Source organism: Streptomyces sp. NPDC044571, from assembly GCF_040647115.1.
In the GTDB taxonomy this organism is placed as follows: domain Bacteria; phylum Actinomycetota; class Actinomycetes; order Streptomycetales; family Streptomycetaceae; genus Streptomyces.
Window position 1 is genome coordinate 42,643 of record NZ_JBEZBN010000029.1, and the last position, 21,591, is coordinate 64,233.

The following is a 21,591-nucleotide window of genomic DNA, read 5'->3' on the forward strand; positions in this document are numbered from 1 at the left end:
GCGCCGGACAAACGCCGGACCACCGCCGGAGAGGCGGCGGACACGCGCTCCACGGCCGGCAGGGGCGCCTGCGCAGGACCCGCCGGGCCGCTCTTTCTCCCGCCGCGGGGTACTCCGTATGGACGCAGTGTGACGGCAGTGCAAAGCTCGAAGGACCCCGATCAACCTCCTCACCGCCACACCGGGAGGCACGAGCACCATGGGAGCCACATCACACCAAGCCGGAGCCGCCGGCAGGGCACTGGCGGCCGACCGCCCCTCGTCCGTACGGAACGTCGTGCTGGTCGGCCACACCGGATCCGGGAAGACCACGCTGGTCGAGGCCCTGGCCCTGACCGCCGGAGCCATCAACCGGGCCGGCCGGGTCGAGGACGGCGCCACCGTCTCGGACCACGACGAGATCGAACACCGGCAGCAGCGATCCGTACAGCTGTCCCTCGTCCCCGTCGAATGGGCCGGAATCAAGATCAACCTCTTGGACACCCCCGGATACGCCGACTTCGTCGGAGAGCTCAGGGCCGGTCTGCGCGCCGCGGACGCGGCCCTTTTCGTCGTCTCCTCGTCGGACGGCATCGACGGCGCCACCCGCATGCTCTGGGACGAGTGCGAGGCCGTCGGCATGCCCCGGGCCATCGTCGTCACCCATTTGGAGGCAGCCCGGGCCGACTACGAGCAGATGACCTCGGTCTGCGGCGAGATCTTCGGCGCCGAGGACCCCGACGCCGTCATCCCGCTCTACCTCCCCCTCTACGGGCCCCCCGGCCCCGACGGGCACGCCCCCGTCACCGGCCTCGTCGGCCTGCTCTCGCAGCGCGTGTACGCGTACGACTCCGGGGAGCGGGTCGAGCGCGACCCGGACCCCGAGGAGCTCGCCCGGATCACCGAGGCCCGCGCCCGCCTGATCGAGGGGATCATCGCCGAGAGCGAGGACGAGAGCCTCATGGACCGCTACCTCGGCGGCGAGGAGATCGACGTCAAGACCCTCGTGGACGACCTGGAGCGCGCCGTGGCCCGGGGGACCTTCCACCCCGTCCTGATGGCCGCCCCGGCCGCCGAGGGCGCCCGCCAGGGGCTCGGCACCGTCGAACTGCTGGAACTGATCACCGGTGGCTTCCCGACCCCCGCGGAGCGGGCCCCCGTCGCCGTCACCACCCCGGACGGCGCGGAGCGCCCCGCCGTGACCTGCGATCCCCAGGGCCCCCTGGTCGCCGAGGTCGTCAAGACCGCCTCCGACCCGTACGTGGGCCGCATCTCCCTCGTCCGCGTCTTCTCCGGCACCCTGCGGCCCGAGCAGACCGTGCACGTCAGTGGCCACGGGCTGGCCGACCGCGGGCACGAGGACCACGACGTCGACGAACGGATCGGCTCTCTCACCTCCCCCTTCGGCAAACAGCAGCGCACCCTGACCCACGCCATCGCCGGCGACCTCGCCTGCGTGGCAAAACTCGGCCGCGCCGAGACCGGCGACACCCTTTCCGCCAAGGACCGTCCCCTGCTGATGCAGCCCTGGCAGATGCCCGACCCGCTGCTGCCCCTCGCCATCGAGGCCCACAGCAAGGCCGACGAGGACAAGCTCTCCCAGGGCCTGGCCCGGCTCGTCGCCGAGGACCCCACGATGCGGCTGGAGCAGAACCCGGACACCCACCAGGTCGTCCTGTGGTGCCTGGGCGAGGCCCACCAGGACGTGGCCCTGGAACGGCTGCGCACCCGTTACGGCGTCCAGGTCGACCCCGTCCCGCACAAGGTGAGCCTGCGCGAGACCTTCGGCGCCAAGGCCGCCGGACGCGGCCGGCACGTCAAACAGTCCGGCGGACACGGCCAGTTCGCCATCTGCGAGATCGAGGTCGAGCCGCTCCCGCCCGGCAGCGGCATCGAGTTCGTCGACAAGGTCGTCGGCGGCGCCGTGCCCCGCCAGTTCATCCCGTCCGTCGAGAAGGGCGTACGGGCCCAGGCCGCCCGCGGGGTCGCGGCCGGCTACCCGCTGGTCGACGTGCGCGTCACCCTCGTCGACGGGAAGGCGCACTCGGTGGACTCCTCCGACGCCGCCTTCCAGACCGCCGGCGCCCTCGCCCTGCGCGAGGCCGCCGCCGAGGCCCGCATCCACCTCCTCGAACCGGTCGCCGAACTGGCCGTCCTCGTCCCCGACGAGTACGTCGGGCCCGTCATGAGCGACCTCGCGGGCCGCCGCGGCCGGGTCGTCGGCACCGAACAGGCGGGCGCGGGCCGTACACAGGTCCGTGCCGAGATCCCCGAGATCGAGATCGGCCGCTACGCCGTCGAGTTGCGCTCCGTCTCGCACGGCACGGGCCGGTTCATGCGGGCGTACGCCCGCCACGAGCCCATGCCGCCGCAGATCGCCGACAAGGTGCGCGAACAGGCGGAGAAGGGAAGCTGACTGACAGGGCATCGGATCAGCCGCCCATCGACCGCGTGCGGTGGGCGGCATTTCCCTGTCCCGTCACCACGGGGCGCCGTCCGCCGATAGGCTCATCAGCGGGGTAAGGCGATAAAGCGGCAAAGAGCACGGCACAAGAGCACACGAGCGCAAGAACAGTAGAGCGCAACGCTCGGCGATGGGGGCAGCGGTGGCGGACGACGGATTCGACTTCAGTCCCGGGGCACAGATTCCGCTCCAGGGCGGCGGCGGCCAGACCGCGGCGACCAACGCCCTCGCCTCGGCCGCGTACCGGGACGGCGGCAAGGACAGCCAGCTGTCCTCCCTCCTCAAGGCCAACAACGAGTACCACGAGTCCACGGTCAAGCCCCCGAAGATCTCCCTCTTCGAGCCCAACCTGGGCGAGGCCTTCTGCCGTGCCGTCGAGGCCCGCACCCTCGCCCCCGGCCGCAAACCGCTCATCCAGTCCTTCGGCGCCGACCCGCAGACCGTCGTGGAGCACTGCCTCGCCGCCACCCGCCTGCGCAAGGAACGCGACCGCAAGCTGCGCCTGATCGTGCTGGTCTGCGGCGTGCTCTTCCTGCCGGGACTGCTGCTGTGGCTGGGCCTGTTCCAGCTCCGCAAGTCCCTGTCCGCCAAGGACGGCAAGCGCTCCTGGGTGGGCACCGCCCTGCTCGTGGGCGTCGGCGTCCTCGCGGCGGTCCTGATGTTCCGGCTGCCGTTCACCGGCTTCCTCGGCATCTACCTGCGCGGCATGATCATCGCGCCGGCCCTCGGGTGGTTCCTCGCCCGCCGCCTGTGCGAGCGCACCGCGGCCGACATGCGCTCACGCTGGGACGGACTGCTGTCCGGCGGCGGCATCGGCGCCAAGATCCCCGAGGCGGTGCCCGGCAACCCCGACGAGAAGGCCCGCGAGGACCTGCGCCACTCCCTGGCCAAGCTCACCGCCGAGGACCGCAGCAATTCCGTCTTCTACGCCGGCCCCAAGGGCATCCTCGGCATGGGCACCCGCTGGGGCAGCTGGCAGCTCGCCGAGGAGCTGGTCCCCCGGACCGAGGGCGCGGAGATCCACCCCTTCCGCAGCTGGGACGTCATACGGGCCGTCGACAGCGAGCTGCGCAAGCTGGAGCGCGGCCCCCTGCACACCGGCGGACTGCCGCCGGCCTCGATACAGCACTGGATCGTCACGCCGATCGGCGAGGGCGCCAAGGAGGTGGCCCGTCCCACCGGTGAGGACGTCGACACCTTCCTGGTGAAGCCGCACGAGATCACCCGCATCTGCAACGAGCAGCAGTTCAGCGGCGGCAACCGGCACTACCTCGGCATCCAGTACCCGCTGTGGGACGGCCAGCTCGTCATCACGATGCTGGTGACGGTCACCGTGCTCTACAAGACCCTGCGGGTGGAGGTGACCGGGCACGCGCTCGGCCCCGTGCACGGCCTGTTCACCACCAAGTCGGAGGCGCCGAAGGTCGAGGTGCCGAAGTCGTTCCGGTTCTGGGAGACCGTCGAGCGCCCGCTGCCGCTGGTGGACGCGCAGGAGGTGGTCCGCCTCGCCGTCCGGGCCCCGCTGACCTGGTACCCGCCGATCCTGGACTTCCTCGGCGGCAAGCTGATCCTGCCGGAGCCCTTCGGGCTGCGGCACGCCTGGGCCGGCCAGCCGTGGCGGCACCGCTTCATGGCCGACGACGCGCTGCGTGCCGCGACCCCGGTCCTGCGGGCGGTGCACACCGCCGCGATGCGGGTCCTGGAGGAGAACGGCGTGGACACCGAGCGCTTCTCCAACCGCTCGATGATCGTCAGCGGACTCGTCCAGGACGCCGCACCCCGCAAGGCGGACGTCTACGACGCGTAGGGCTGGTTTACGACGCGCCGGCCTGGTCGGCGACGCGCAGGGCAGGTCGCCGACACGCAGGGCAGGTCAGCCCTGGGGCCAGGCCTCCGCGAGCATCTGCCGGGTGTCCGCGAGGAGTTGCGGCAGCACCTTGGTGTGGCCGACGACCGGCATGAAGTTCGTGTCCCCGCCCCAGCGGGGCACGATGTGCTGGTGCAGGTGCGCGGCGATGCCGGCTCCGGCGGCCGCCCCCTGGTTCATGCCGATGTTGAACCCGTGCGCACCGGACGCCTTGCGCAGCGCGACCATCGCCCGCTTGGTGAGATCGGCGAGCTCGGCGGTCTCGGCGGCGTCCAGGTCCGTGTAGTCGGCGACGTGCCGGTACGGGACGACCATGAGGTGGCCGCCGTTGTACGGGTACAGGTTGAGCACGGCGTACACGTGCCGGCCCCGTGCCACGATCAGGCCGTCCTGATCGGACATCTCCGGAATTCCGCAGAAGGGACAGCCGTCCCCGGCCTCCGGGCCGCTCGGCTTGTTCTCCCCCTGGATGTACGCCATCCGGTGGGGCGTCCACAGACGCTGGAACGCGTCCTGCGTGCCCACACCGACCTGCTGCTCCGGCTCAGTCGTCATGGGATGCAGCATATGACCTTGCCCTGGCCGGGCGTGTCGCCGGGGCAAGGACCGGCTCCGCGGGCGCGATGCTGGGCCCATGGACGACACCGCCGAGACCCGGGACCGCGCGTGGGAGCGCCGCAGCGAGCTGCCCCTGCTCTGCGCCTCCCTGGTCTTCCTCGCGGCGTACGCGGTCCGCGTGCTCGCTCCCGACTCGGCCCGGATCTGGCGGGAGACCGCCCTCCTCCTGGTCCTGGTGACGTGGCTGTGCTTCTTGTGCGACTACGTGGTGCGCATGGTCCTGAGCCCGCTGCCACCGCTGCGCTTCGTCCGCCGCCACGCGCTGGACACCCTCGTCCTGGTCCTGCCGCTGCTGCGCCCGCTGCGCGTGGTCAAACTGCACGACGCGGTCCAAGCGCGGATGGACCGCCCGCGCCGAGGCCTGTACGCCCGGGTGATCACGTACGCCGGGCTCTCGGCCCTGCTGATCGGCTTCGCGGGGGCGCTCGGCGTCTACCAGCACGAGCGGCGGGCCCCGGGCGGATCGATCCGCACCTTCGGGGACGCGGTGTGGTGGGTGTGCGAGACGCTGACGACCGTGGGCTACGGCGACGTGACCCCGGTGACCCCGATGGGCCGGTTGATCGCGAGCGGTCTGATGCTGTGCGGGCTGGCCCTGCTGGGCGCGGTGACGGGCTCGTTCTCCTCGTGGCTGCTCCACGTCTTCCGCCGGGAGGACGAGGAGGGGCCCCCGGGAAGCGGTGGCTTCCCGGGGGCCCCTTCATGAGTGCCGTACGCGCCTGACGCGTCGGACGCGCCCGACGTCAGACCTGGACGCGGTCCTCGACGACCTTGGCCAGCTTGGCCAGCGCCTCGTCCTTGGGGATGCCGTTCTCCTGCGAACCGTCGCGGTAGCGGAAGGAGACGGTGCCCGCGGCCATGTCCTCGTCACCGACGATGATCATGAACGGCACCTTGAGCTTCTGGTGGTTCCTGATCTTCTTCTGCATGCGGTCGGAGGAGGCGTCCACCTCGACCCGCAGGCCCTTCTTCTTCGCCTCGGCGGCGAACTCCTGCAGGTACTCCACGTGGCCGTCGCCGATCGGGATGCCGACCGCCTGGACCGGGGCCAGCCACGGCGGCATGGCGCCCGCGTAGTGCTCCAGCAACACCGCGAAGAACCGCTCGATGGAGCCGAACAGCGCACGGTGGATCATGACCGGGCGCTGGCGCGAGCCGTCGGGCGCGGTGTACTCCAGGTTGAACCGCTCCGGCAGGTTGAAGTCCAGCTGGACGGTCGACATCTGCCAGGTGCGGCCGATGGCGTCGCGCGCCTGCACCGAGATCTTCGGGCCGTAGAACGCCGCACCGCCCGGGTCGGGGGTCAGCGGGAGGCCCTGCTTCTCGGCCACCTGCTGGAGGACCGCGGTGGCCTCCTCCCAGACCTCGTCCGAGCCGACGAACTTCTCCGGGTCCTTGGTGGACAGCTCCAGGTAGAAGTCGGTCAGACCGTAGTCGCGCAGCAGGTTCAGCACGAAGGTGAGGGTGCGGTCGAGCTCCTCGGCCATCTGCTCACGGGTGCAGTAGATGTGCGCGTCGTCCTGGGTGAAGCCCCGGGCCCGGGTCAGGCCGTGCACCACGCCCGACTTCTCGTACCGGTACACGGTGCCGAACTCGAACAGGCGCAGCGGCAGTTCGCGGTAGGAGCGGCCGCGCGCGTCGAAGATCAGGTTGTGCATCGGGCAGTTCATGGGCTTGAGGTAGTAGTCGGTACCACCGTCGAGCTGCATGGGGGGGTACATGCCCTCCGCGTACCAGTCCAGGTGGCCGCTCTTCTCGAAGAGGGTGCCCTTGGTGGCGTGCGGGGAGTAGACGAACTCGTAGCCCTCCTCCTCGTGCCGGCGGCGCGAGTAGTCCTCCATGGTCCGGCGGATGATGCCGCCGCGCGGGTGGAAGACGGCGAGGCCGGAGCCGATCTCGTCCGGGATGGAGAAGAGGTCCAGCTCGTTGCCGAGCTTGCGGTGGTCGCGCTTCTCGGCCTCGGCGAGGAAGTCGAGGTGCGCCTTCAGCTCCTCCTTCGAGGGCCACGCGGTGCCGTAGATGCGCTGGAGCATCGGGTTCTTCTCGCTGCCGCGCCAGTAGGCGGCGGCGTTGCGCATCAGCTTGAAGGCCGGGATGGTGCGGGTGGTGGGCAGGTGGGGGCCGCGGCAGAGGTCCTTCCAGCACAGCTCGCCGGTCTTCGCGTCGAGGTTGTCGTAGATGGTCAGCTCACCGCCGCCCACCTCGACGTTCGCCCCGTCGTCGGTGGAGGCGGAGCCCTTGATGCCGATGAGCTCCAGCTTGTACGGCTCGTCCGCGAGCTCCTCGCGGGCGGCCTCGTCGGTGACGACGCGGCGCGAGAAGCGCTGGCCGCGCTTCTGGATCTCCTGCATCTTCTTCTCGATGGCCTTGAGGTCATCGGGGGTGAAGGGCTTGGCGACGTCGAAGTCGTAGTAGAAGCCGTCCCGGACCGGCGGGCCGATGCCCAGCTTGGCCTCGGGGAACAGCTCCTGCACGGCCTGCGCCATGACGTGCGCGGTCGAGTGGCGCAGGATGTTCAGGCCGTCCTCGGAGGAGATCTCCACCGGCTCGACGGTCTCGCCGTCCTGCACGGCGTAGGCGAGGTCCTTGAGCTCGCCCGCCACCCGCGCGGCGACGACGGTGCGCTCGCCGGCGAAGAGCTCGGCCGCCGTAGTGCCCGTGGCCACCACGCGCTCGTCCCGCTCGGAATCGCGTTGGATGATCACACGGACGTCTGACACCGGTCTCTCCTGACTCTGGGGGCACCTCCCGGCGTGAGCCGAGGGAGGAATGCGCGAGCGAACGCTGCGCGCCTGAATCGTACCGAGCCGAGTGGCTGCGCCGCTAAACGGTTATCGCCCGCCGGTACGGTGGGCTCTTCGCCCGCTGCCCGAAGGGACCTCCCCGTATGTCGAGCCTGCCCGTCCGCCCGCTGGACCTCGCCGACGACGCGACCGCCACCGCGGTGCACCGGATCGGCCGGGCCGCGTACGCGGTGGAGGCGCAGCTGATCGGCTTCGACGGCATCCCGGCCCTGCGCGAGAGCCTCGCGGAGCTGCGGAGGCGGCCGCTGCACTGGCGGGGGGCCGTCGCGGCGGGCGGGGAGCTCGCCGGCTTCCTCGCCTGGGAGGACGAGCCGGGCGGCAGCGTGTGCCTGGACCGGCTGTGCGTGGACCCGGCCTGGTTCCGCCGGGGCGTCGCCTCGCTCCTGCTGCGCCACCTGCTGACCGAAGCCCTGCCAGGCCGCCGGATCACCGTCACGACGGGCGCGGCGAACACCCCGGCGGTCACCTTGTACGAACGCCTCGGCTTCACCCGCGGCGAGGACTTCTCCCCCGCCCCCGGCCTGGTGATGGCCTCGTTCACGCGCGCCGCGGAGGACTGAGGACGAGCAGGGGCCCTCTAGTCGTCGGACGGCAGGACGTCCCTGGGGTCGAGGGACTCGTCCAGGGACTTCATGAGGCGGTCGCGTTCCACCTCGTCGAGGGGGACGGGCGTGACATCGGCGGCTTCCGTCAGCCGCCGGAAGCCGCCGCGGCGCTGCAGCCGGCCGCTGATCCGGATCGGCAGGCCCACCAGGTGGGCGTGGCCCGCCACCCGGTACGCCTCCTCGTCGAGCACCGCCCGTACGTAGGGGACCTCCGCGCCCGCCAGCACCCGCAGCCGTACGGTCCCGCCGCCCCCCGGCGCGGACCTGCGCATGCGGACCACCGCTCCCGCCACCCGCACCGGGACCGCCGGCTCGTCGCGGGTGTAGCGGGCCGCCGCCTCCCGGAGCACCGGCAGGTCCCCGGGGGAGAACTCCACCGGCTCCGGCCGGGCCGCGCACCCCGCCGGAACCCCGGCGGCGGGCGCCCAGGCGAGCGCGATCCGGGCTCCCTCCGAGCCGCGCACCAGCGAGATCAACGCATCGGCGAGCTCCCGGCTGACCCCCGCCCCCACAGCGGCGTCGAAGGCCTCCATGCCGCCGGTGGCGCGCCGGTAGTCCACGGCTTCGCGCGCCGCGTGCAGGGCGTGGTGCAGCCGCGTCACGGTCCCCCGCCCCCCGTCCACCGGGACGTACGCGGTGAGCCGGCGGCCGCCGGGGGCCGGGCCCACCAGGACCCCGTCCAGGCTCCGCTCGGCCTGGGCGCGGTGCCGTGCCCCGTAGTAGCCGGCCCGTGCCCGGTCGGCGAGGGCTCCGGCCAGCAGGAGCTGCCGGGCGGCCGAGCGCAGCTGCTCCTGCACCGTCCAGGCGGCCTCGCCCCGGGGCCCGTACAGCCCTTCGGGGCCCTGCGGGATCTGCCGCTCCCAGCGGATCTCGTCGCTGGGCACGCTCAGTCCGTAGAGCACCTCCCGCGCCGAGGGCAGCCCGCTGTGCGACAGCGCGGTGAGGGCCTCCTCCAGCAGGTCGGTGCAGTCGGGGAAGGTCCGGCTCTCGGGGACGAGGAGGCTCGTGCCCGGGCGGCCGGGCGGTGTCCAGCGCCCGTAGCGGCCGGCTGCCCCGCCCCGGCGCTGCCAGCCGTGCCGGTGCAGCAGCGCGCCCAGTACGGCCGGGTCGACGTGCAGGGGGTCGGGCGTCCCCGACTCCGCGAAGTCCGCGTACTCCGAAGGGGACGACAGCGGTTCGAGGTGCGGTGCGTGCCAGTGCATCAGGGTGTCCCTCCCGACCCGACCCGGGTCATGATCTCGCACAGCGCACGGTCGTCGAAGATCCGCGTGGTGGGGATCCGTACGGTGGTCCGGCGCCGGCCGGTCACGGGGTGTCCGGCGAGGTTGGTCCAGTAGCAGCAGTGCCGCAGGTCGAGCCGGTCGTGCCCGGCGGACAGCCACTGGTCGCGCTCGCGCGGGACGAGCATCACGACGAGGATCTTGTGGACGGCGACCGGGGTGCGGGCCAGCTTCACCAGGTGCTCGTTGTCGAGGGTGAAGGCGAAGGTGGGCCCCGGCGGTCGCGGCGCGACCTGGTAGGTCGCCTTCAACTGCACCTTGATGGTGACCTCGTCGTCGACGACGTGTTCGGGCGCGCCATGGCTGACCTGCCAGTCGATCCCGTTGTCCGGGAAGGGCTGGGAGAGCGAGCAGCCGGCCGCGGCCGCGACGGCGTGGAGGTAGCCCACCTGGAGGGTCTCCATGCAGGCGGTGGTGGCGAGTGTGCCGCGCAGCAGTCCGCTCCGCGGATCGCTCCGCGGATCGATCCGCCCCTGCAGCACCCCGCCCGGTTCGGGCTGCGCGAGCGCCATGGCCGGCTCCCCTTGCCTTCCGGGCTTGCCGTGTGAGGGGGGATGGGAGGGGGCGGGGTTGACGACCGGTCATGTGCACGGCCCCCCAGGGAAGTTGTCTCCGTACCGGAGGGGCCGCAAACGGCGTACGGCGCAAACAGGCCGGGTATCACCGACTCGGGCAAGGGCGGCGTGATCGGTGCGCGCCCATCTGCCGATCGGGGACGAGGAGTTCGCCATGACGCGCTGGTACGAGGGACCGCTGGCCGCATTCGACACGGAGACGACCGGGGTGGACGTGGAGCAGGACCGGATCGTGTCCGCCGCTCTCGTCGTGCAGGAGTGTGCGGGCGGCCGGGTCCGCTCCACCCGCTGGCTGGTCAATCCGGGTGTCCCCGTGCCCCCGGAGGCCACGGAGGTGCACGGTCTGACCGACGACCACCTGCAGCGCAACGGGCGGTGGCCCGCGCCGGTCATGGAGGAGATAGCACGTGCGCTCGGGGAACAGCAGGTGGCGGGGCGGCCGGTGGTGGTGATGAACGCGCCCTTCGATCTGACGCTGCTGGACCGGGAGTTGCGGCGCCACCGGGCCTCGACCCTGGCCCGGTACCTGGACAACCGGCCTTTGACGGTGCTGGACCCGCGGGTGCTCGACAAGCACCTGGACCGGTACCGCAAGGGCCGCCGCACGCTGACGGACCTGTGCGCGCACTACGGGATAGAGCTGGAGGGCGCGCATGACGCGGCCGTGGACGCGCTGGCCTCCCTGGAGGTCGTACGGGCGGTGGGGCGCCGGTTCGCGGGCCGCCTGGAGCGGCTGACCCCGGCCGAACTGCACACCCTGCAGGCGGTGTGGCATGCGGCGCAGGCGCGCGGCCTGCAGGCGTGGTTCGCCCGCCAGGGCACGCCGGAGGCGGTGGATCCGCACTGGCCGCTGCGGCCGGAGGTGTCGGCGGCGGCGTGAGGACGGTCCCGGGGAACGGTCTCCGGGGAACGGTCTCCGGGGAACGGTCCCGGGAATGCGGAAGGCCGGTCCGTCGATGACGGACCGGCCTGTCCCGGTGGGCGATACTGGGATCGAACCAGTGACCCCTTCGGTGTGAACGAAGTGCTCTCCCGCTGAGCTAATCGCCCGGGAACGGACTGAACAATACAAGAGGCACCGGGTCTGGTTCAAACCGCTTCCGGCGGGGCCGCCAGATGCGCCGCGAGGGCGTTGCGCCCGGCCCGCATCATCAGGGCGTGGTTGAGCCTGAAGACGGGCCGTACGGGCAGCGCCAGCGTCCGCAGCAGCGGCCGGCGCACTTCGACCTCCTGCTCGTACAGCGCCCGCGTGCCCTCACCGCCGGGGCCCCGGCGCGGGCGTACGGTCCACCGCGCCCAGCCCTCGATGTCGCCGTGCAGGGCCGCCTCCAGGACGCCCCGCGCGGGATCGCTCAGCAGTCGGGTGGCGGTCATCCGGATCTCGTAGGGGAACACGGAGCGGATGCACAGGGCGCTGCTGCGCCCGTCGATCGCCTCGGCCCGGCGGACCTGCGGCCACCAGCGCGGGTACTGGCCGGCCTGCTCCAGTACGGAGTAGACACGTGCGGGCGGGGCGTCGAGGTCCCACACGCTGCGGAAGCGGTAGCGGCTCCAGCGGTGCATGCCTCCAGTCTGGCCCGCCGCGGCCCCCGGTACGCCCTACTCCCCCGCTTCCGCGGGTACTCAGGGCGGATCTGAGTACGGACCCCCATGGCCCCGCGGGCGTGAGCGGGGCCACACTCCGGGCATGGCACCTCCACCACCCGACATGCCCCGGCCGCCCGACATGCCGCTGCCGCCCGCCGAGGAGTTGGCGCTCATCGACCGGGAGCTGGCCCAACTCGACCACCGCCGCTCGTACTTGCTCGCGCGCCGGGAGTGGCTGCTGCGGCTGCCGGTGCCGGCCGGATGGCCCGCGCCCGCTCCTGCGCCCGCGCGCCCGAAGGAGGCCTCGGCCCCGGGCGCGCAGAACGTGCTGCTGACCCTGGGCGCGGTGCTGCTGGCGGTGGCGGCGCTGGCGTTCACGCTGCTCAGCTGGGGCTCGCTGGGGATCGCCGGGCGCTCGGCCGTCCTGGCGCTGGTGACCGCGGGGGCGCTTGGTGCGCCCGCGCTGCTGCTGCGCCGCGGGCTGCGGTCCACGGCGGAGTCGGTGGCGGCCGTGGGACTGCTGCTGACGGTGCTGGACGCGTACGCGGTGTACGCGGTCGGCGTGCCGGACGCGGACGGCACGGCCTACGCCGCAGGCGCGGCCGCGGTGCTGGCTGCGCTGTGGGCCGGGTACGGCCGGGCGGCGGCGAAGCTGGTCCTGCCCTGGCCGGCGGCGGTCCTGGCCGCGCAGCTCCCGCTGCCGCTGGCCGCGGAGGCCTCCGGCGCTGGCGGGGTGGGGCTCGGCTGGGCGCTGCTGGTGACGGCGGCGCTGGACGCGGCCCTCGCGCTCGCGGCCGCCGGGTCCCGGCTGGTCCGGCTGGTCCGGCTGGTCCGATTGGCCTGGGTGCCGGCCGCGGCGCTCGGGGCGGGGGCGCTGCTGACCGGCCTTTCGGGCCTGCCCGGGGCGCTCTCGGCGGGCGCGGCGGCGGGTCCGGCGACGCTGCTGGCGGGCTGCGCCGTGCTGGGGGTCGCGGTGGCCTGGCGGGAGCCCTCGGCGTCGGGCGCCGCACTGGCGGGCGGCCTGGCGGCGGTGGCGGCGGCCGGCGGGACGCTGCGGCCGGAGCTGGCTCCGGACTGGGCGGTGGTGGCCCTCCTGCTGCTCGCGCTGCCGCTGCCGGCGGTGGGAGCCGCGAGCGGGCTGCCGGCGGCGGTCCGGCGGGGCCTCACCCGGGCGGGGGCGGGGGTGGCGGCCCTGGTCGTGCTCTGGGCGCTGTCCGCGGCGGCGCTGCGCCTGGCCTCCCGGGCGGAGGTGTTGCGCGAGGTGTGGGCGGCGACCACGCCGGTGCCCCAGCCGTGGGGGCCGGGCCCGGCCGCGGCGGTGGCCCTGCTGGTCGCCGCGGCGGCCGGCTGGGCGGCGGCGCGGGCGCTGCCGTACCGGGAGCCGGCGGTGGTCGCGGTGGTGTGCGGCTGGGCCGGGCTGTTCACCGCGCCGATGTTCCTCGGGCTGCCGGTGGCGGTGGTGCTCGCGGCGCAGCTGGCGGTGACGGCGGCCGCCGGTGTGGGCGCGCTGCGGGTGTCGGGCGGGCCCGGGGTCGCGGCCGGGGTCTGCGCCCTGGTCGGGGCCGTGGACGTGTCGGTGGCCGCACTGGACGGGCGTACCGCCACCGTGGCGGTGTTCGGCCTGTTGAGCGCGGGCGGCGCGGCAGCGGCGGCGTACGGAGCCGCTGCGGGCCGTGTGCGGGCCTGCGGGGCGGGGCTGGCCGTCGGGTACGCGGGGGCGACGGTGGCGGCGCTGAGCGCGCTCTGGGGGCTCGCGCCGGCCTGGTGGGCGCTGCCCCTGCTGGTCGTCCCGGCGACGGTCGCGGCCCTCGGTCCGCGGCTGGGGGTCGTGCGGGTTCCGGCCGAGGTCACTGCGGGGGCGGTCGGTCTGGGGGCGCTGCTCTTGGCGGGCTCGGCGGGGCCGGCCCGGCCGCTGTCGGCGCTGGTGTGCGCGCTGGCCGGGGTGGTCTGCGCGGGCGCGGCGGTGCGGGAGGAGCGCCGCTCGCTGGGCTGGGCGGCCGGGGTGCTGGGAGTGGCGGCGGCCTGGATCCGGCTGGCGGCGTCCGGTGTGGCCGTACCGGAGGCTTACGCCCTGCCGGTGACCTTGCCGGCGCTCGCCGTGGGCTACCTGCGCCGCCGGCGGGATCCGCAGGCCTCTTCGTGGACCGCGTACGGGCCGGGACTGGCCGCGACGCTGCTGCCGAGCCTGGCCGCGCTCTGGGGCGATCCGCACTGGCTGAGGCCGCTGCTGCTCGGCGGTGCGGCGCTGGGCGTGACACTGGCGGGCGCGCACCGGCGGCTCCAGGCCCCGCTGGTGCTCGGAGGCGCGGCCCTGGCCGCGGTGGCGGTGCACGAGCTGGCCCCGTACGTGGTCCAGGTGGTCGGCGCGCTGCCGCGTTGGCTGCCGCCGGCGCTGGCCGGGCTGCTGCTCCTGCTGGTGGGGGCCACGTACGAGAAGCGGCTGCGCGATGCGCGGCGGCTGCGGGCGGCCCTCGGACGCCTGCGCTGAGGCCCCTGCGGGGGCGGGAACGCCAAGGGCCCGGAGACTTCGAGAAGTCTCCGGGCCCTTGGTCCGGGTGGGCGATACTGGGTTCGAACCAGTGACCCCTTCGGTGTGAACGAAGTGCTCTCCCACTGAGCTAATCGCCCGGACGCACCGCAAACATTACCCCATGTCAGCGGTGCTCCAGGACCACCCTCGGGGGGGCATCACTGGTCCTTGAGGTTCCAGGGCATCGTGAGGCCGTACTTCCACACGTAGAAGCCGATCAGTGCGCCCGCGATCACGAGGCCGGCGGTGGTCAGGATGATGTTGCGGCGGCGGACCTTCGGGTCGAGGGCCTTCTTGGCGGCCTCGGTGACCTTGCGCTTGGTCCAGCGCAGCACGAGGTGCGCCCAGGCGAACTCGGTGGCCCAGATCGCCAGGCCGGCGAAGATCGCGACCCAGCCGGGGCCCGGCAGCACGAGCATGGCCACACCGGCGCCGATGACGGCGAGTCCCACGACGAACACGCCGACCTGCCAGCTCAGGTGCAGGGTGCGGCGCCTCTTGATGAAATCGGGCGCCTTCGACACGTGCAGCTCGTGTTCCTCGGCGTGCTCGGTGCTCTGGTCGCCTGCGGGCTCGTGGGCCCCGTGGTCACTCCCCGTATTCATGAGGCCGAATCTACCGGAGCCTGAAGCACACGTGAAAGGCCGTTCGGATCCGCCGTCCGAGGGACCCAGAGGTCCGCAAAACGGTCAGAGGGGTTTACAACGGCACCGTAGGTGGCATGTCGATTTCGCCGACGTGCGAATCCCCGAGCGCACACTGAGCGAAAGGCCCTGGCGCTTATGAACACCACGGTCAGCTGCGAGCTGCACCTGCGCCTCGTTGTGTCGAGCGAGTCTTCACTGCCTGTTCCCGCGGGCCTGCGGTATGACACGGCCGACCCCTACGCCGTGCACGCCACCTTCCACACCGGCGCCGAGGAGACGGTCGAATGGGTATTCGCCCGTGATCTCCTCGCCGAGGGCCTGCACCGGCCCACCGGAACCGGAGACGTCCGCGTCTGGCCGTCCCGCAGCCACGGTCAGGGCGTCGTCTGCATCGCCCTGAGCTCACCGGAGGGAGAAGCGCTGCTCGAAGCACCCGCACGAGCACTCGAATCGTTCCTCAAGCGGACGGACGCCGCGGTTCCCCCCGGGACCGAGCACCGGCATTTCGACCTCGACAAGGAGCTCTCCCACATCCTGGCCGAAAGCTGAGCCAGGCCCACCCCAGCCCGACACCGTCCGACTCGGGGCGACGGTGTGGGCCGGACCACCACATACGGCAAGCAGCGGCGCTGTTCTCGCGGGAGCCACCTGCGAGGACGGCGCCGGTGCGGTTTTCGGGGCGGGGCCACGTCCCGGCAGTGGCCGGGGAGCTAGAGTCGGCCCCCACCGGCGGCATGGAACCGTCGCCGCAGGCCCGGCCCCAGGGAGCGACCCCCGTGCAGATTCCCCACGACACCCGTCGCGCGCTCGACGTCGTCGTCGCGCTGGTGAACACCGCGGCCGAGGCGGACCAGCCCGACGGGCTGGCGGACATCGGCTCGCTGCGCGCCTTCGTCCGCGAGTACGAGATCAGCGACGTCGGCGAGCTCGGCGCCCGCGACCTCGCCGGGGTGCGGACGGTACGCGGCAAGTTCGCCCAGGTCTTCGCGGCGCCCACCGCGCGCGCCGCATCCCAGTTGATCAACGAGCTGGTCGCCACGGCCGGTACCACCCCGCAGCTGACCGACCACGACGGCTACGACTGGCACGTCCACTACTTCGCGCCGGGCGCCTCCCTGGGGGACCACCTGGCGGCCGATGGCGGCATGGCGCTCGCGTTCATCGTGGTCTCCGGTGAACAGGAGCGGCTGCGCCGCTGCGAGGCCCCCGACTGCCGGCGGGCCTTCGTGGACCTCTCGCGCAACCGCTCGCGGCGCTACTGCGACAGCCGGACCTGCGGGAACCGGCTGCACGTGGCCGCGTACCGGGCGCGTCGCAAGGAGGCCGACGCGGGACCGGAGGCGGCCCTGTCAGAGCAGGAACAGGTCATGAACGGCAGCCAGCAGCAGTAGGGTGCCGATCACCCCGAGGAAGATCATCAGCGGTGGCTGGGAGAGCGCGAAGAGACAGCCTCGCGGCTCCTCGGCGACGGGGGCGGGGACCGGTGCCGGCGTCGGAACCGGCGGCTCACCCTGCGATGTGTCGAGCATGTCGGGCCGATGATGGCGCAGGGCGCCTGCGGACGTGCCCCAACACGCCCTTGTCCACGCGGGGGTTCACCCCTTCTCGTGGACCCTCGGCGGATCCGCCCGCCGTCCTCGCGTTCCGTGCTTCGGGTCCCGCGCAGGCGATCCCGCGCTCGGGATCCCGTGCTTCAGATCCCGTGCTTCTTCAGGATCGCCTCGATGTCGGAGAAGTCGTCCGCGGGGGGCTGCGAAGCCGCCGGAGTGCGGCCGGCCGGTGACGGCGTGGAGGCGCCGGGGGCGACGGCCTGGTGCGCGGGGCGGCCCTTGACCGGCTCGGCGGCCCTCTCGCCCTTGGCGAGGCCGCGGCGCTCGACGGCGCGGGTGGTGGCGAAGAGCAGCCAGGCCAGCCCGAGCAGCCCGAAGCCGATCCAGACGGTCGGCTTGAAGACGACGTCGGACAGCCACGCGACGACGCCCGTCAGCACGAGCGCGACCGGCACCAGCGCGTACGCCGTGATCCGGGTGGCCGCCAGGAAGCGCCTGCGGCAGGCGGTCACCGCGGCGACGCCCAGGCCGGCCGCGGACACCGCGGAACATATGGTCTCGGCCAGCATGCTGTCCTCCAGGTCCGGGCGGTCCGTCCCCTCCATCGTGCACCGCCCACCGTCGTACGGGCCATGCGCCGGGCCGATCTCCGGGACATCTCCGGGTCGCCCCGGGGGCAGGGCTCGCGGCGGTCGCCGGGCCGGGGGGCTGGGAGACTGTCCGTATGACCGATTCCGTGATCCTCGACGTCTGGTGCGAACTCCAGTGCCCGGACTGCCACCGCGCCCTGGACGACGTGCGCGCCCTGCGGGCCCGCTACGGCGACCGGCTGGACATCCGGCTGCGCCACTTCCCGCTGGAGAAGCACAAGCACGCCTTCGCGGCGGCGCAGGCCGCCGAGGAGGCCGCCGAGCAGGGACAGGGCTGGCCGTACACGGAGGCCGTACTGGCCCGCACCGCGGAGCTGGCCGAGCGCGGCGAGGCCGTGCTGCTGGACGTGGCACGCGAACTCGGCCTGGACGTGGAGGAGTTCGACACCGCCCTGATCGACGGCCGGCACATCCTGATCGTCGACGCCGACCAGGCCGAGGGCAAGGCCATCGGCGTGACCGGCACCCCGACGTACGTGATCGGCGACCAGCGCCTCGACGGCGGCAAGAGCCAGGACGGCCTGCGCGCCCGGATCGAGGAGATCGCCGACCGGCTGCTCGCCGGGGGGAGCTGACCGCCGGGACCGCCCGCCGGAGCCGGGCCCGCTAGAGCAGGTCCTTGGCGAAGTGGAAGGCGGTCGGCCGGTAGCCGAGGGACTCGTAGAGCCGCAGGGCCGGCGTGTTGCCGCTGAACACGTGGAGTCCGAGGAGGCGGTGGCCCGCGGCGACGGCGGTGCGCTCGGCGAACAGCATCAGGGCACGGCCGTGGCCCCTGCCCCGGTGCTCCGGCGCGACGGCCACGTCGTAGACGTACGCGCCCTGCTCGTTCGGCGCCAGCCACAGGTGGCCGACGGGTGCGCCCGCCGCCTCCAGCACGGCGAGGGTCACGCCGGGGGTGGCCAGGCCCTGGGGCAGTTGGCGTTCGTGGTCGGCCGCGGCCTTGGCGCGGGCGGCCTCGGCGGACATGCCGCGGCTGGTCCAGTCGGCGGCGTAGCCCCGCAGCGCCTCGGCGAACCAGGCCGTGTACTCGGCCTGCGTCATGGGACGGCCGGTGACTCCGCCGCCCAGAGCCGGCGGCTGCGCCGGGAGCTCCTTGACCATGTTGCGGCCCTGCTCCGCGTAGCCGAGCGCCTCGGCCATGCGCAGCCCACCCGCCGATCCCGCCGGGACGGACACCCGGACCGTGCGGCACCCCCAGCCCCGCAGGACCTCCTCGGCGGCGAGGGCTCCCACCGTGGCCCGACCCCGGCGGCGGTCGGGCTCGTCGACGGCCAGGTCCCGGATCTCGCCGACCGTCGGCCCGAAGGGCGTGTCACAGGCCGCCACCAGGGCGCCGACGCGCCTGCTGTTGACCCGGATCTCGTACGGGCGCGAGCGCGCGCCGCCGGTGCTCTGCTGAAGCGGCCCGCTCGGCCGCAGGGTGGTGGTCATCAGTCGAGTTCTACCCCTCCCCGCGGCCCGTACGACAGCCGTTTACGGGCGGGCGGGAGGTCTTACGGGTCGAGGTCCTCGCCGGAGCGGGCGTCGAAGATCCGCATCGCCTCGGCGGTGACCGGACCGGGGACCGCCGCCGACGGCGTGTGCCCGTCGACGCGGTGGACGGCCTGGACATCGCGCAGGGTGGAGGTCAGGAAGACCTCCTCGGCCTGCTGGAGGGCCTCGAAGGGCAGGTCCGTCTCCTTGGCCCCGGCCCACTCCACGACGAGGGCGCGGGTGATGCCGGCGAGGCAGCCGGACGCGAGGGGCGGGGTGTGCAGTTCCCCGTCCAGGACGACGAAGACGTTGGAGCCGGTGCCCTCGCAGAGCTGCCCGACGGTGTTCGCGAACAGGGCCTCCGAGGCCCCGGCCCGGTGGGCGGCGGCCAGCGCGACCACGTTCTCGGCGTACGAGGTGGTTTTCAGGCCGGTCACGGCGGACCGCTCGTTGCGCACCCAGGGGACGGTGATCGTGGCGGTGGAGTCCGGCCGGCGGGTGGTCTCGCCGACGGCGACGACCAGCGTCGGGGCGGCCTCGCCGCGGTCGGAGCCGAGCGGGGAGACGCCGCCGGTGTAGGTGATGCGCAGCCGGCCGAGCGGCACCGGGTTCGCCTCCAGGACGGCCGCGCAGGCGCGGCGCACCTCGTCGTGGTCCGGGTCGGGCAGCCCGAGCCCGCGGGCCGAGCGGGTCAGCCGCTCCAGGTGGCGGGTGAGCGCGAAGGCCTTGCCCCGCTCCGCCTTCAGCGTCTCGAACACTCCGTCGCCCACGGTCAGCCCGTGGTCGAACACGGACACCTGTGCGCTGTCGGCGTCCCGCAGCGCGCCGTCGAGCCAGATCCTCACCGTACGATCCCTCCGCTCACCCAGGGGCACCTGTCACCGCATGGGCTCCTGACGCTACCTGGAGCAGGCGGGCGGCCTTCAGTTCGGTCTCCGCCCATTCGCGCTCGGGGTCGGAGCCCCAGGTGATGCCCGCGCCGGTACCGAAGAGCAGCCGGGGGCCGCCGGGAGCCTGGCGGTCGATCCAGAAGGTGCGGATGCCGACGGCGAGCTCGCCGGTGCCGCGGTCGGCGTCGACCCAGCCGATGCCGCCGCAGTAGGGGCCGCGGGGGGCGGTCTCCAGGGCTTCGATGATCCGCAGCGCGGAGGACTTGGGGGCGCCGGTGACGGAGCCGGGCGGGAAGGTGGCGGCGAGCAGCTCGGGCCAGCCGGCGCCGTCGGCGAGCTCGCCGTCGACGGTGGAGACGAGGTGGACCAGGCCCGGGTGCTCCTCCACGGCGCACAGCTCGGGGACGGTGACGGAGCCGGGGGCGCAGACCCGCCCGAGGTCGTTGCGGACCAGGTCCACGATCATCACGTTCTCGGCGTGGTCCTTGGGCTGGAGGTCGGCGGCGGTACGGCCGGTGCCCTTGATGGGGCCGGACTCGACGTGGCGGCCCGCCCGGCGCAGGTAGAGCTCGGGGGAGGCGGTGGCGATCTCGACGCCGTGGGCCGGCAGGCGAATCGTTCCTGCATAGGGGGCCGGGTTGCCGCGGGCGAGCAGGGCGGTGAGGGCGTCGACGTCGGCGCGGGCCGGGTCGGGCAGCGGCGCGGACATCACCCGGCAGAGGTTGGCCTGGTAGACCTCGCCGGCGGCGATGTGCTCGCGGATGCGCCGTACGCCGGCCGTGTAGGCCGCGCGGTCGAGCGAGGAGGACCACCGGTCGACGGCAGGACCCCGCCAGGCCCCGGGGACGGGCGCGGGCACCGGGTCGGGGCGTATGTCCCCGAAGCGCGCACAGACCAGCCGCCCCTCGAAGTCGGCTGCCACCGCCCAGAAGCCGGCGGAGTCGAGGGCGGAAGGGTCGCTGGTGACGTCGCGGAGGTCCGTCGCGAGGAGGCCGCCGAAGCGGGCCAGGGGAAGCAGGTCGTGCACGGCTGCGAGTCTATGACCGGCGGGGCGGCGGCGCCGGTGCGGTGACGGTCGGGTGACCGGCCGTGATCGAGCGGCAGCACGCTGCGGAAACGCGTTTTTGAGCTGGCCCGGTAATCCGCTAGAGTTCAACACGTCGCCAGGGAGCGAAGGGGCCGAAACCCCGGAGCGAACCCGGTGACCTGCGGACGTAGCTCAGTTGGTAGAGCACCACCTTGCCAAGGTGGATGTCGCGAGTTCGAGTCTCGTCGTCCGCTCGAAGTGGGGGATCTTCCCGAGAACCCCTGCAGCTCCATGGTGGAGTGGCCGAGAGGCGAGGCAACGGCCTGCAAAGCCGTCTACACGGGTTCAAATCCCGTCTCCACCTCCAAGGACGATTAGCTCAGCGGGAGAGCGCTTCCCTGACACGGAAGAGGTCACTGGTTCAATCCCAGTATCGTCCACTGGTCCGCAAGGACCCCGCGCGATTAGCTCAGCGGGAGAGCGCTTCCCTGACACGGAAGAGGTCACTGGTTCAATCCCAGTATCGCGCACGCAGTATCCTGCAGTACCTGTTCCACCTGCGGCTTCGCAGCCGTACCCGCGCGATTAGCTCAGCGGGAGAGCGCTTCCCTGACACGGAAGAGGTCACTGGTTCAATCCCAGTATCGCGCACCACCGGAAAGCCCCGGCCGTCTCGACGGCCGGGGCTTTCGCGTGTCCTGCGGGTCAGGAGGAGAACAGCATCCGGCCGAAGCCGCCGCGGTGGTGGCCGTGGTGACCGTGGCCGCCGTGGTGCGGGGCACCCCAGGCGGGCGCCGGGGCGGCGTGCGGCGCCGGATAGGGGGCCGGCGGCGCGGCGGGCGGGGGGACCTGGCCGTACTGGGCCGCCGTGTACTGCGACTCCAGGCGGGTCAGCGCCTCCAGCTCGCCGTAGTCGAGGAAGATGCCGCGACAGCCGCTGCACTGCTCGATCTGAACGCCGTTGCGGTTGTAGGTGTGCATCATCGCGTGACACTTCGGACACTGCATGACCGGATCAACTCCTCGCCGTCTGCGTCGACACCGG

General features: G+C 73.1%; 21 protein-coding genes and 7 tRNA genes. 14 read left to right on the forward strand and 14 right to left on the reverse strand.

What is annotated here, in order from left to right:
* The first annotated feature begins 199 nt into the window (after positions 1-199).
* Together AB0B01_RS17600 and AB0B01_RS17605 are read left to right on the forward strand one after the other, a co-directional pair.
* A complete protein-coding gene (locus AB0B01_RS17600; RefSeq protein ID WP_361719224.1) occupies positions 200-2,395 on the forward strand; it encodes an elongation factor G-like protein EF-G2 in 2,196 nt (731 codons plus the stop codon).
* A gap of 190 nt (positions 2,396-2,585) precedes the next feature.
* Complete coding sequence (locus AB0B01_RS17605) at positions 2,586-4,250, forward strand: hypothetical protein (RefSeq protein WP_361719227.1); 1,665 nt, start codon at positions 2,586-2,588, stop codon at positions 4,248-4,250.
* A 66-nt stretch (positions 4,251-4,316) separates the two neighbouring features.
* Here AB0B01_RS17605 and AB0B01_RS17610 read toward each other — a convergent pair whose 3' ends face one another.
* Complete coding sequence (locus AB0B01_RS17610) at positions 4,317-4,877, reverse strand: HIT domain-containing protein (RefSeq protein ID WP_361719229.1); 561 nt, start codon at positions 4,875-4,877, stop codon at positions 4,317-4,319.
* 67 nt (positions 4,878-4,944) lie between these two features.
* Here AB0B01_RS17610 and AB0B01_RS17615 point away from each other — a divergent pair, with 67 nt between their 5' ends.
* Positions 4,945-5,634 (forward strand): potassium channel family protein, encoded by a 690-nt coding sequence (locus AB0B01_RS17615; RefSeq protein ID WP_361719232.1) that lies wholly within the window; start codon positions 4,945-4,947, stop codon positions 5,632-5,634.
* A gap of 37 nt (positions 5,635-5,671) precedes the next feature.
* Here the strand turns inward: AB0B01_RS17615 and thrS are convergent, their stop codons facing one another.
* Complete coding sequence (gene thrS, locus AB0B01_RS17620) at positions 5,672-7,648, reverse strand: threonine--tRNA ligase (protein WP_361719235.1); 1,977 nt, start codon at positions 7,646-7,648, stop codon at positions 5,672-5,674.
* Between the two features lie 167 nt (positions 7,649-7,815).
* Between thrS and AB0B01_RS17625 the strand changes: the two genes are divergently transcribed.
* Complete coding sequence (locus tag AB0B01_RS17625; protein WP_361719238.1) at positions 7,816-8,292, forward strand: GNAT family N-acetyltransferase; 477 nt, start codon at positions 7,816-7,818, stop codon at positions 8,290-8,292.
* Between the two features lie 17 nt (positions 8,293-8,309).
* Here the strand turns inward: AB0B01_RS17625 and AB0B01_RS17630 are convergent, their stop codons facing one another.
* Both AB0B01_RS17630 and AB0B01_RS17635 read right to left on the reverse strand, forming a co-directional pair.
* Entirely contained in the window at positions 8,310-9,539 is a 1,230-nt protein-coding gene (locus AB0B01_RS17630; RefSeq protein ID WP_361719241.1) for a hypothetical protein, read from the reverse strand.
* On the reverse strand, positions 9,539-10,129 hold the full coding sequence (locus AB0B01_RS17635; RefSeq protein WP_361719244.1) for a DUF4365 domain-containing protein: 591 nt from the start codon (positions 10,127-10,129) through the stop codon (positions 9,539-9,541). Before AB0B01_RS17635 ends, AB0B01_RS17630 begins: the two co-directional genes overlap by 1 nt.
* Before the next feature lie 217 nt (positions 10,130-10,346).
* On the opposite strand from AB0B01_RS17635, the gene AB0B01_RS17640 reads away from it, so the two are divergent.
* Positions 10,347-11,072 (forward strand): 3'-5' exonuclease, encoded by a 726-nt coding sequence (locus AB0B01_RS17640; RefSeq protein ID WP_361719332.1) that lies wholly within the window; start codon positions 10,347-10,349, stop codon positions 11,070-11,072.
* A 98-nt stretch (positions 11,073-11,170) separates the two neighbouring features.
* On the opposite strand, the gene AB0B01_RS17645 is transcribed toward AB0B01_RS17640, so the two are convergent.
* Both AB0B01_RS17645 and AB0B01_RS17650 read right to left on the reverse strand, forming a co-directional pair.
* Positions 11,171-11,242, reverse strand: a tRNA-Val gene (locus AB0B01_RS17645).
* Between the two features lie 39 nt (positions 11,243-11,281).
* Positions 11,282-11,755: an SRPBCC family protein gene (locus AB0B01_RS17650; protein WP_361719247.1), complete on the reverse strand. Its 474-nt coding sequence runs from the start codon at positions 11,753-11,755 to the stop codon at positions 11,282-11,284.
* 124 nt (positions 11,756-11,879) lie between these two features.
* Here AB0B01_RS17650 and AB0B01_RS17655 point away from each other — a divergent pair, with 124 nt between their 5' ends.
* Positions 11,880-14,267: a hypothetical protein gene (locus AB0B01_RS17655; protein ID WP_361719249.1), complete on the forward strand. Its 2,388-nt coding sequence runs from the start codon at positions 11,880-11,882 to the stop codon at positions 14,265-14,267.
* A 68-nt stretch (positions 14,268-14,335) separates the two neighbouring features.
* Here AB0B01_RS17655 and AB0B01_RS17660 read toward each other — a convergent pair.
* Positions 14,336-14,407, reverse strand: a tRNA-Val gene (locus AB0B01_RS17660).
* A 60-nt stretch (positions 14,408-14,467) separates the two neighbouring features.
* Positions 14,468-14,914, reverse strand: coding sequence for a TIGR02611 family protein (locus tag AB0B01_RS17665; protein ID WP_361719252.1), 447 nt, complete (start codon positions 14,912-14,914; stop codon positions 14,468-14,470).
* A gap of 177 nt (positions 14,915-15,091) precedes the next feature.
* Here AB0B01_RS17665 and AB0B01_RS17670 point away from each other — a divergent pair, with 177 nt between their 5' ends.
* The gene (locus AB0B01_RS17670; protein WP_030011909.1) at positions 15,092-15,505 is read left to right on the forward strand and encodes an SsgA family sporulation/cell division regulator; all 414 of its coding nucleotides are present in this window, start codon (positions 15,092-15,094) and stop codon (positions 15,503-15,505) included.
* Positions 15,506-15,732: 227 nt separating this feature from the next.
* On the forward strand, positions 15,733-16,347 hold the full coding sequence (locus tag AB0B01_RS17675; protein ID WP_361719255.1) for a CGNR zinc finger domain-containing protein: 615 nt from the start codon (positions 15,733-15,735) through the stop codon (positions 16,345-16,347).
* Here the strand turns inward: AB0B01_RS17675 and AB0B01_RS17680 are convergent.
* Complete coding sequence (locus tag AB0B01_RS17680) at positions 16,306-16,485, reverse strand: hypothetical protein (RefSeq protein ID WP_361719258.1); 180 nt, start codon at positions 16,483-16,485, stop codon at positions 16,306-16,308. The two genes, AB0B01_RS17675 and AB0B01_RS17680, sit on opposite strands and share 42 nt — an antisense overlap.
* A gap of 164 nt (positions 16,486-16,649) precedes the next feature.
* Positions 16,650-17,111 (reverse strand): hypothetical protein, encoded by a 462-nt coding sequence (locus AB0B01_RS17685; RefSeq protein ID WP_361719261.1) that lies wholly within the window; start codon positions 17,109-17,111, stop codon positions 16,650-16,652.
* A 119-nt stretch (positions 17,112-17,230) separates the two neighbouring features.
* Here AB0B01_RS17685 and AB0B01_RS17690 point away from each other — a divergent pair, with 119 nt between their 5' ends.
* On the forward strand, positions 17,231-17,731 hold the full coding sequence (locus AB0B01_RS17690; protein ID WP_361719264.1) for a DsbA family protein: 501 nt from the start codon (positions 17,231-17,233) through the stop codon (positions 17,729-17,731).
* Positions 17,732-17,762: 31 nt separating this feature from the next.
* Here the strand turns inward: AB0B01_RS17690 and AB0B01_RS17695 are convergent, their stop codons facing one another.
* The 3 genes from AB0B01_RS17695 to AB0B01_RS17705 all read right to left on the reverse strand — a co-directional run bounded on the left by AB0B01_RS17695 (position 17,763) and on the right by AB0B01_RS17705 (position 20,546).
* Positions 17,763-18,587: a GNAT family N-acetyltransferase gene (locus tag AB0B01_RS17695; protein WP_361719267.1), complete on the reverse strand. Its 825-nt coding sequence runs from the start codon at positions 18,585-18,587 to the stop codon at positions 17,763-17,765.
* 62 nt (positions 18,588-18,649) lie between these two features.
* Positions 18,650-19,474 carry an aminodeoxychorismate lyase gene (locus AB0B01_RS17700; protein WP_361719270.1) on the reverse strand — a complete coding sequence of 275 codons (825 nt, stop codon included), beginning with the start codon at positions 19,472-19,474 and terminating at the stop codon, positions 18,650-18,652.
* Between the two features lie 16 nt (positions 19,475-19,490).
* Positions 19,491-20,546, reverse strand: coding sequence for a chorismate-binding protein (locus tag AB0B01_RS17705; protein WP_361719272.1), 1,056 nt, complete (start codon positions 20,544-20,546; stop codon positions 19,491-19,493).
* A 181-nt stretch (positions 20,547-20,727) separates the two neighbouring features.
* Between AB0B01_RS17705 and AB0B01_RS17710 the strand changes: the two genes are divergently transcribed.
* The 5 genes from AB0B01_RS17710 (at position 20,728) to AB0B01_RS17730 (ending at position 21,200) form a co-directional block, all read left to right on the forward strand.
* Positions 20,728-20,800: transfer RNA gene (locus tag AB0B01_RS17710), tRNA-Gly, on the forward strand.
* A 39-nt stretch (positions 20,801-20,839) separates the two neighbouring features.
* Positions 20,840-20,913 (forward strand) — tRNA-Cys (locus tag AB0B01_RS17715).
* Position 20,914: 1 nt separating this feature from the next.
* Positions 20,915-20,986: transfer RNA gene (locus AB0B01_RS17720), tRNA-Val, on the forward strand.
* 18 nt (positions 20,987-21,004) lie between these two features.
* Positions 21,005-21,076, forward strand: a tRNA-Val gene (locus AB0B01_RS17725).
* Positions 21,077-21,125: 49 nt separating this feature from the next.
* Positions 21,126-21,200 (forward strand) — tRNA-Val (locus AB0B01_RS17730).
* A gap of 51 nt (positions 21,201-21,251) precedes the next feature.
* On the opposite strand, the gene AB0B01_RS17735 is transcribed toward AB0B01_RS17730, so the two are convergent.
* The gene (locus AB0B01_RS17735; RefSeq protein ID WP_361719275.1) at positions 21,252-21,554 is read right to left on the reverse strand and encodes a zf-TFIIB domain-containing protein; all 303 of its coding nucleotides are present in this window, start codon (positions 21,552-21,554) and stop codon (positions 21,252-21,254) included.
* Positions 21,555-21,591 lie beyond the last annotated feature (37 nt).

Coding starts and splice junctions, on each gene's coding strand:
- AB0B01_RS17600 (WP_361719224.1), top strand. CDS start 200: ATGGGAGCCACATCACACCAAGCCGGAGCCGCCGGCAGGGCACTGGCG.
- AB0B01_RS17610 (WP_361719229.1), bottom strand. CDS start 4,877: ATGCTGCATCCCATGACGACTGAGCCGGAGCAGCAGGTCGGTGTGGGC.
- AB0B01_RS17615 (WP_361719232.1), top strand. CDS start 4,945: ATGGACGACACCGCCGAGACCCGGGACCGCGCGTGGGAGCGCCGCAGC.
- AB0B01_RS17625 (WP_361719238.1), top strand. CDS start 7,816: ATGTCGAGCCTGCCCGTCCGCCCGCTGGACCTCGCCGACGACGCGACC.
- AB0B01_RS17630 (WP_361719241.1), bottom strand. CDS start 9,539: ATGCACTGGCACGCACCGCACCTCGAACCGCTGTCGTCCCCTTCGGAG.
- AB0B01_RS17635 (WP_361719244.1), bottom strand. CDS start 10,129: ATGGCGCTCGCGCAGCCCGAACCGGGCGGGGTGCTGCAGGGGCGGATC.
- AB0B01_RS17640 (WP_361719332.1), top strand. CDS start 10,347: ATGACGCGCTGGTACGAGGGACCGCTGGCCGCATTCGACACGGAGACG.
- AB0B01_RS17650 (WP_361719247.1), bottom strand. CDS start 11,755: ATGCACCGCTGGAGCCGCTACCGCTTCCGCAGCGTGTGGGACCTCGAC.
- AB0B01_RS17655 (WP_361719249.1), top strand. CDS start 11,880: ATGGCACCTCCACCACCCGACATGCCCCGGCCGCCCGACATGCCGCTG.
- AB0B01_RS17665 (WP_361719252.1), bottom strand. CDS start 14,914: ATGAATACGGGGAGTGACCACGGGGCCCACGAGCCCGCAGGCGACCAG.
- AB0B01_RS17670 (WP_030011909.1), top strand. CDS start 15,092: ATGAACACCACGGTCAGCTGCGAGCTGCACCTGCGCCTCGTTGTGTCG.
- AB0B01_RS17680 (WP_361719258.1), bottom strand. CDS start 16,485: ATGCTCGACACATCGCAGGGTGAGCCGCCGGTTCCGACGCCGGCACCG.
- AB0B01_RS17685 (WP_361719261.1), bottom strand. CDS start 17,111: ATGGAGGGGACGGACCGCCCGGACCTGGAGGACAGCATGCTGGCCGAG.
- AB0B01_RS17690 (WP_361719264.1), top strand. CDS start 17,231: ATGACCGATTCCGTGATCCTCGACGTCTGGTGCGAACTCCAGTGCCCG.
- AB0B01_RS17695 (WP_361719267.1), bottom strand. CDS start 18,587: ATGACCACCACCCTGCGGCCGAGCGGGCCGCTTCAGCAGAGCACCGGC.
- AB0B01_RS17735 (WP_361719275.1), bottom strand. CDS start 21,554: ATGCAGTGTCCGAAGTGTCACGCGATGATGCACACCTACAACCGCAAC.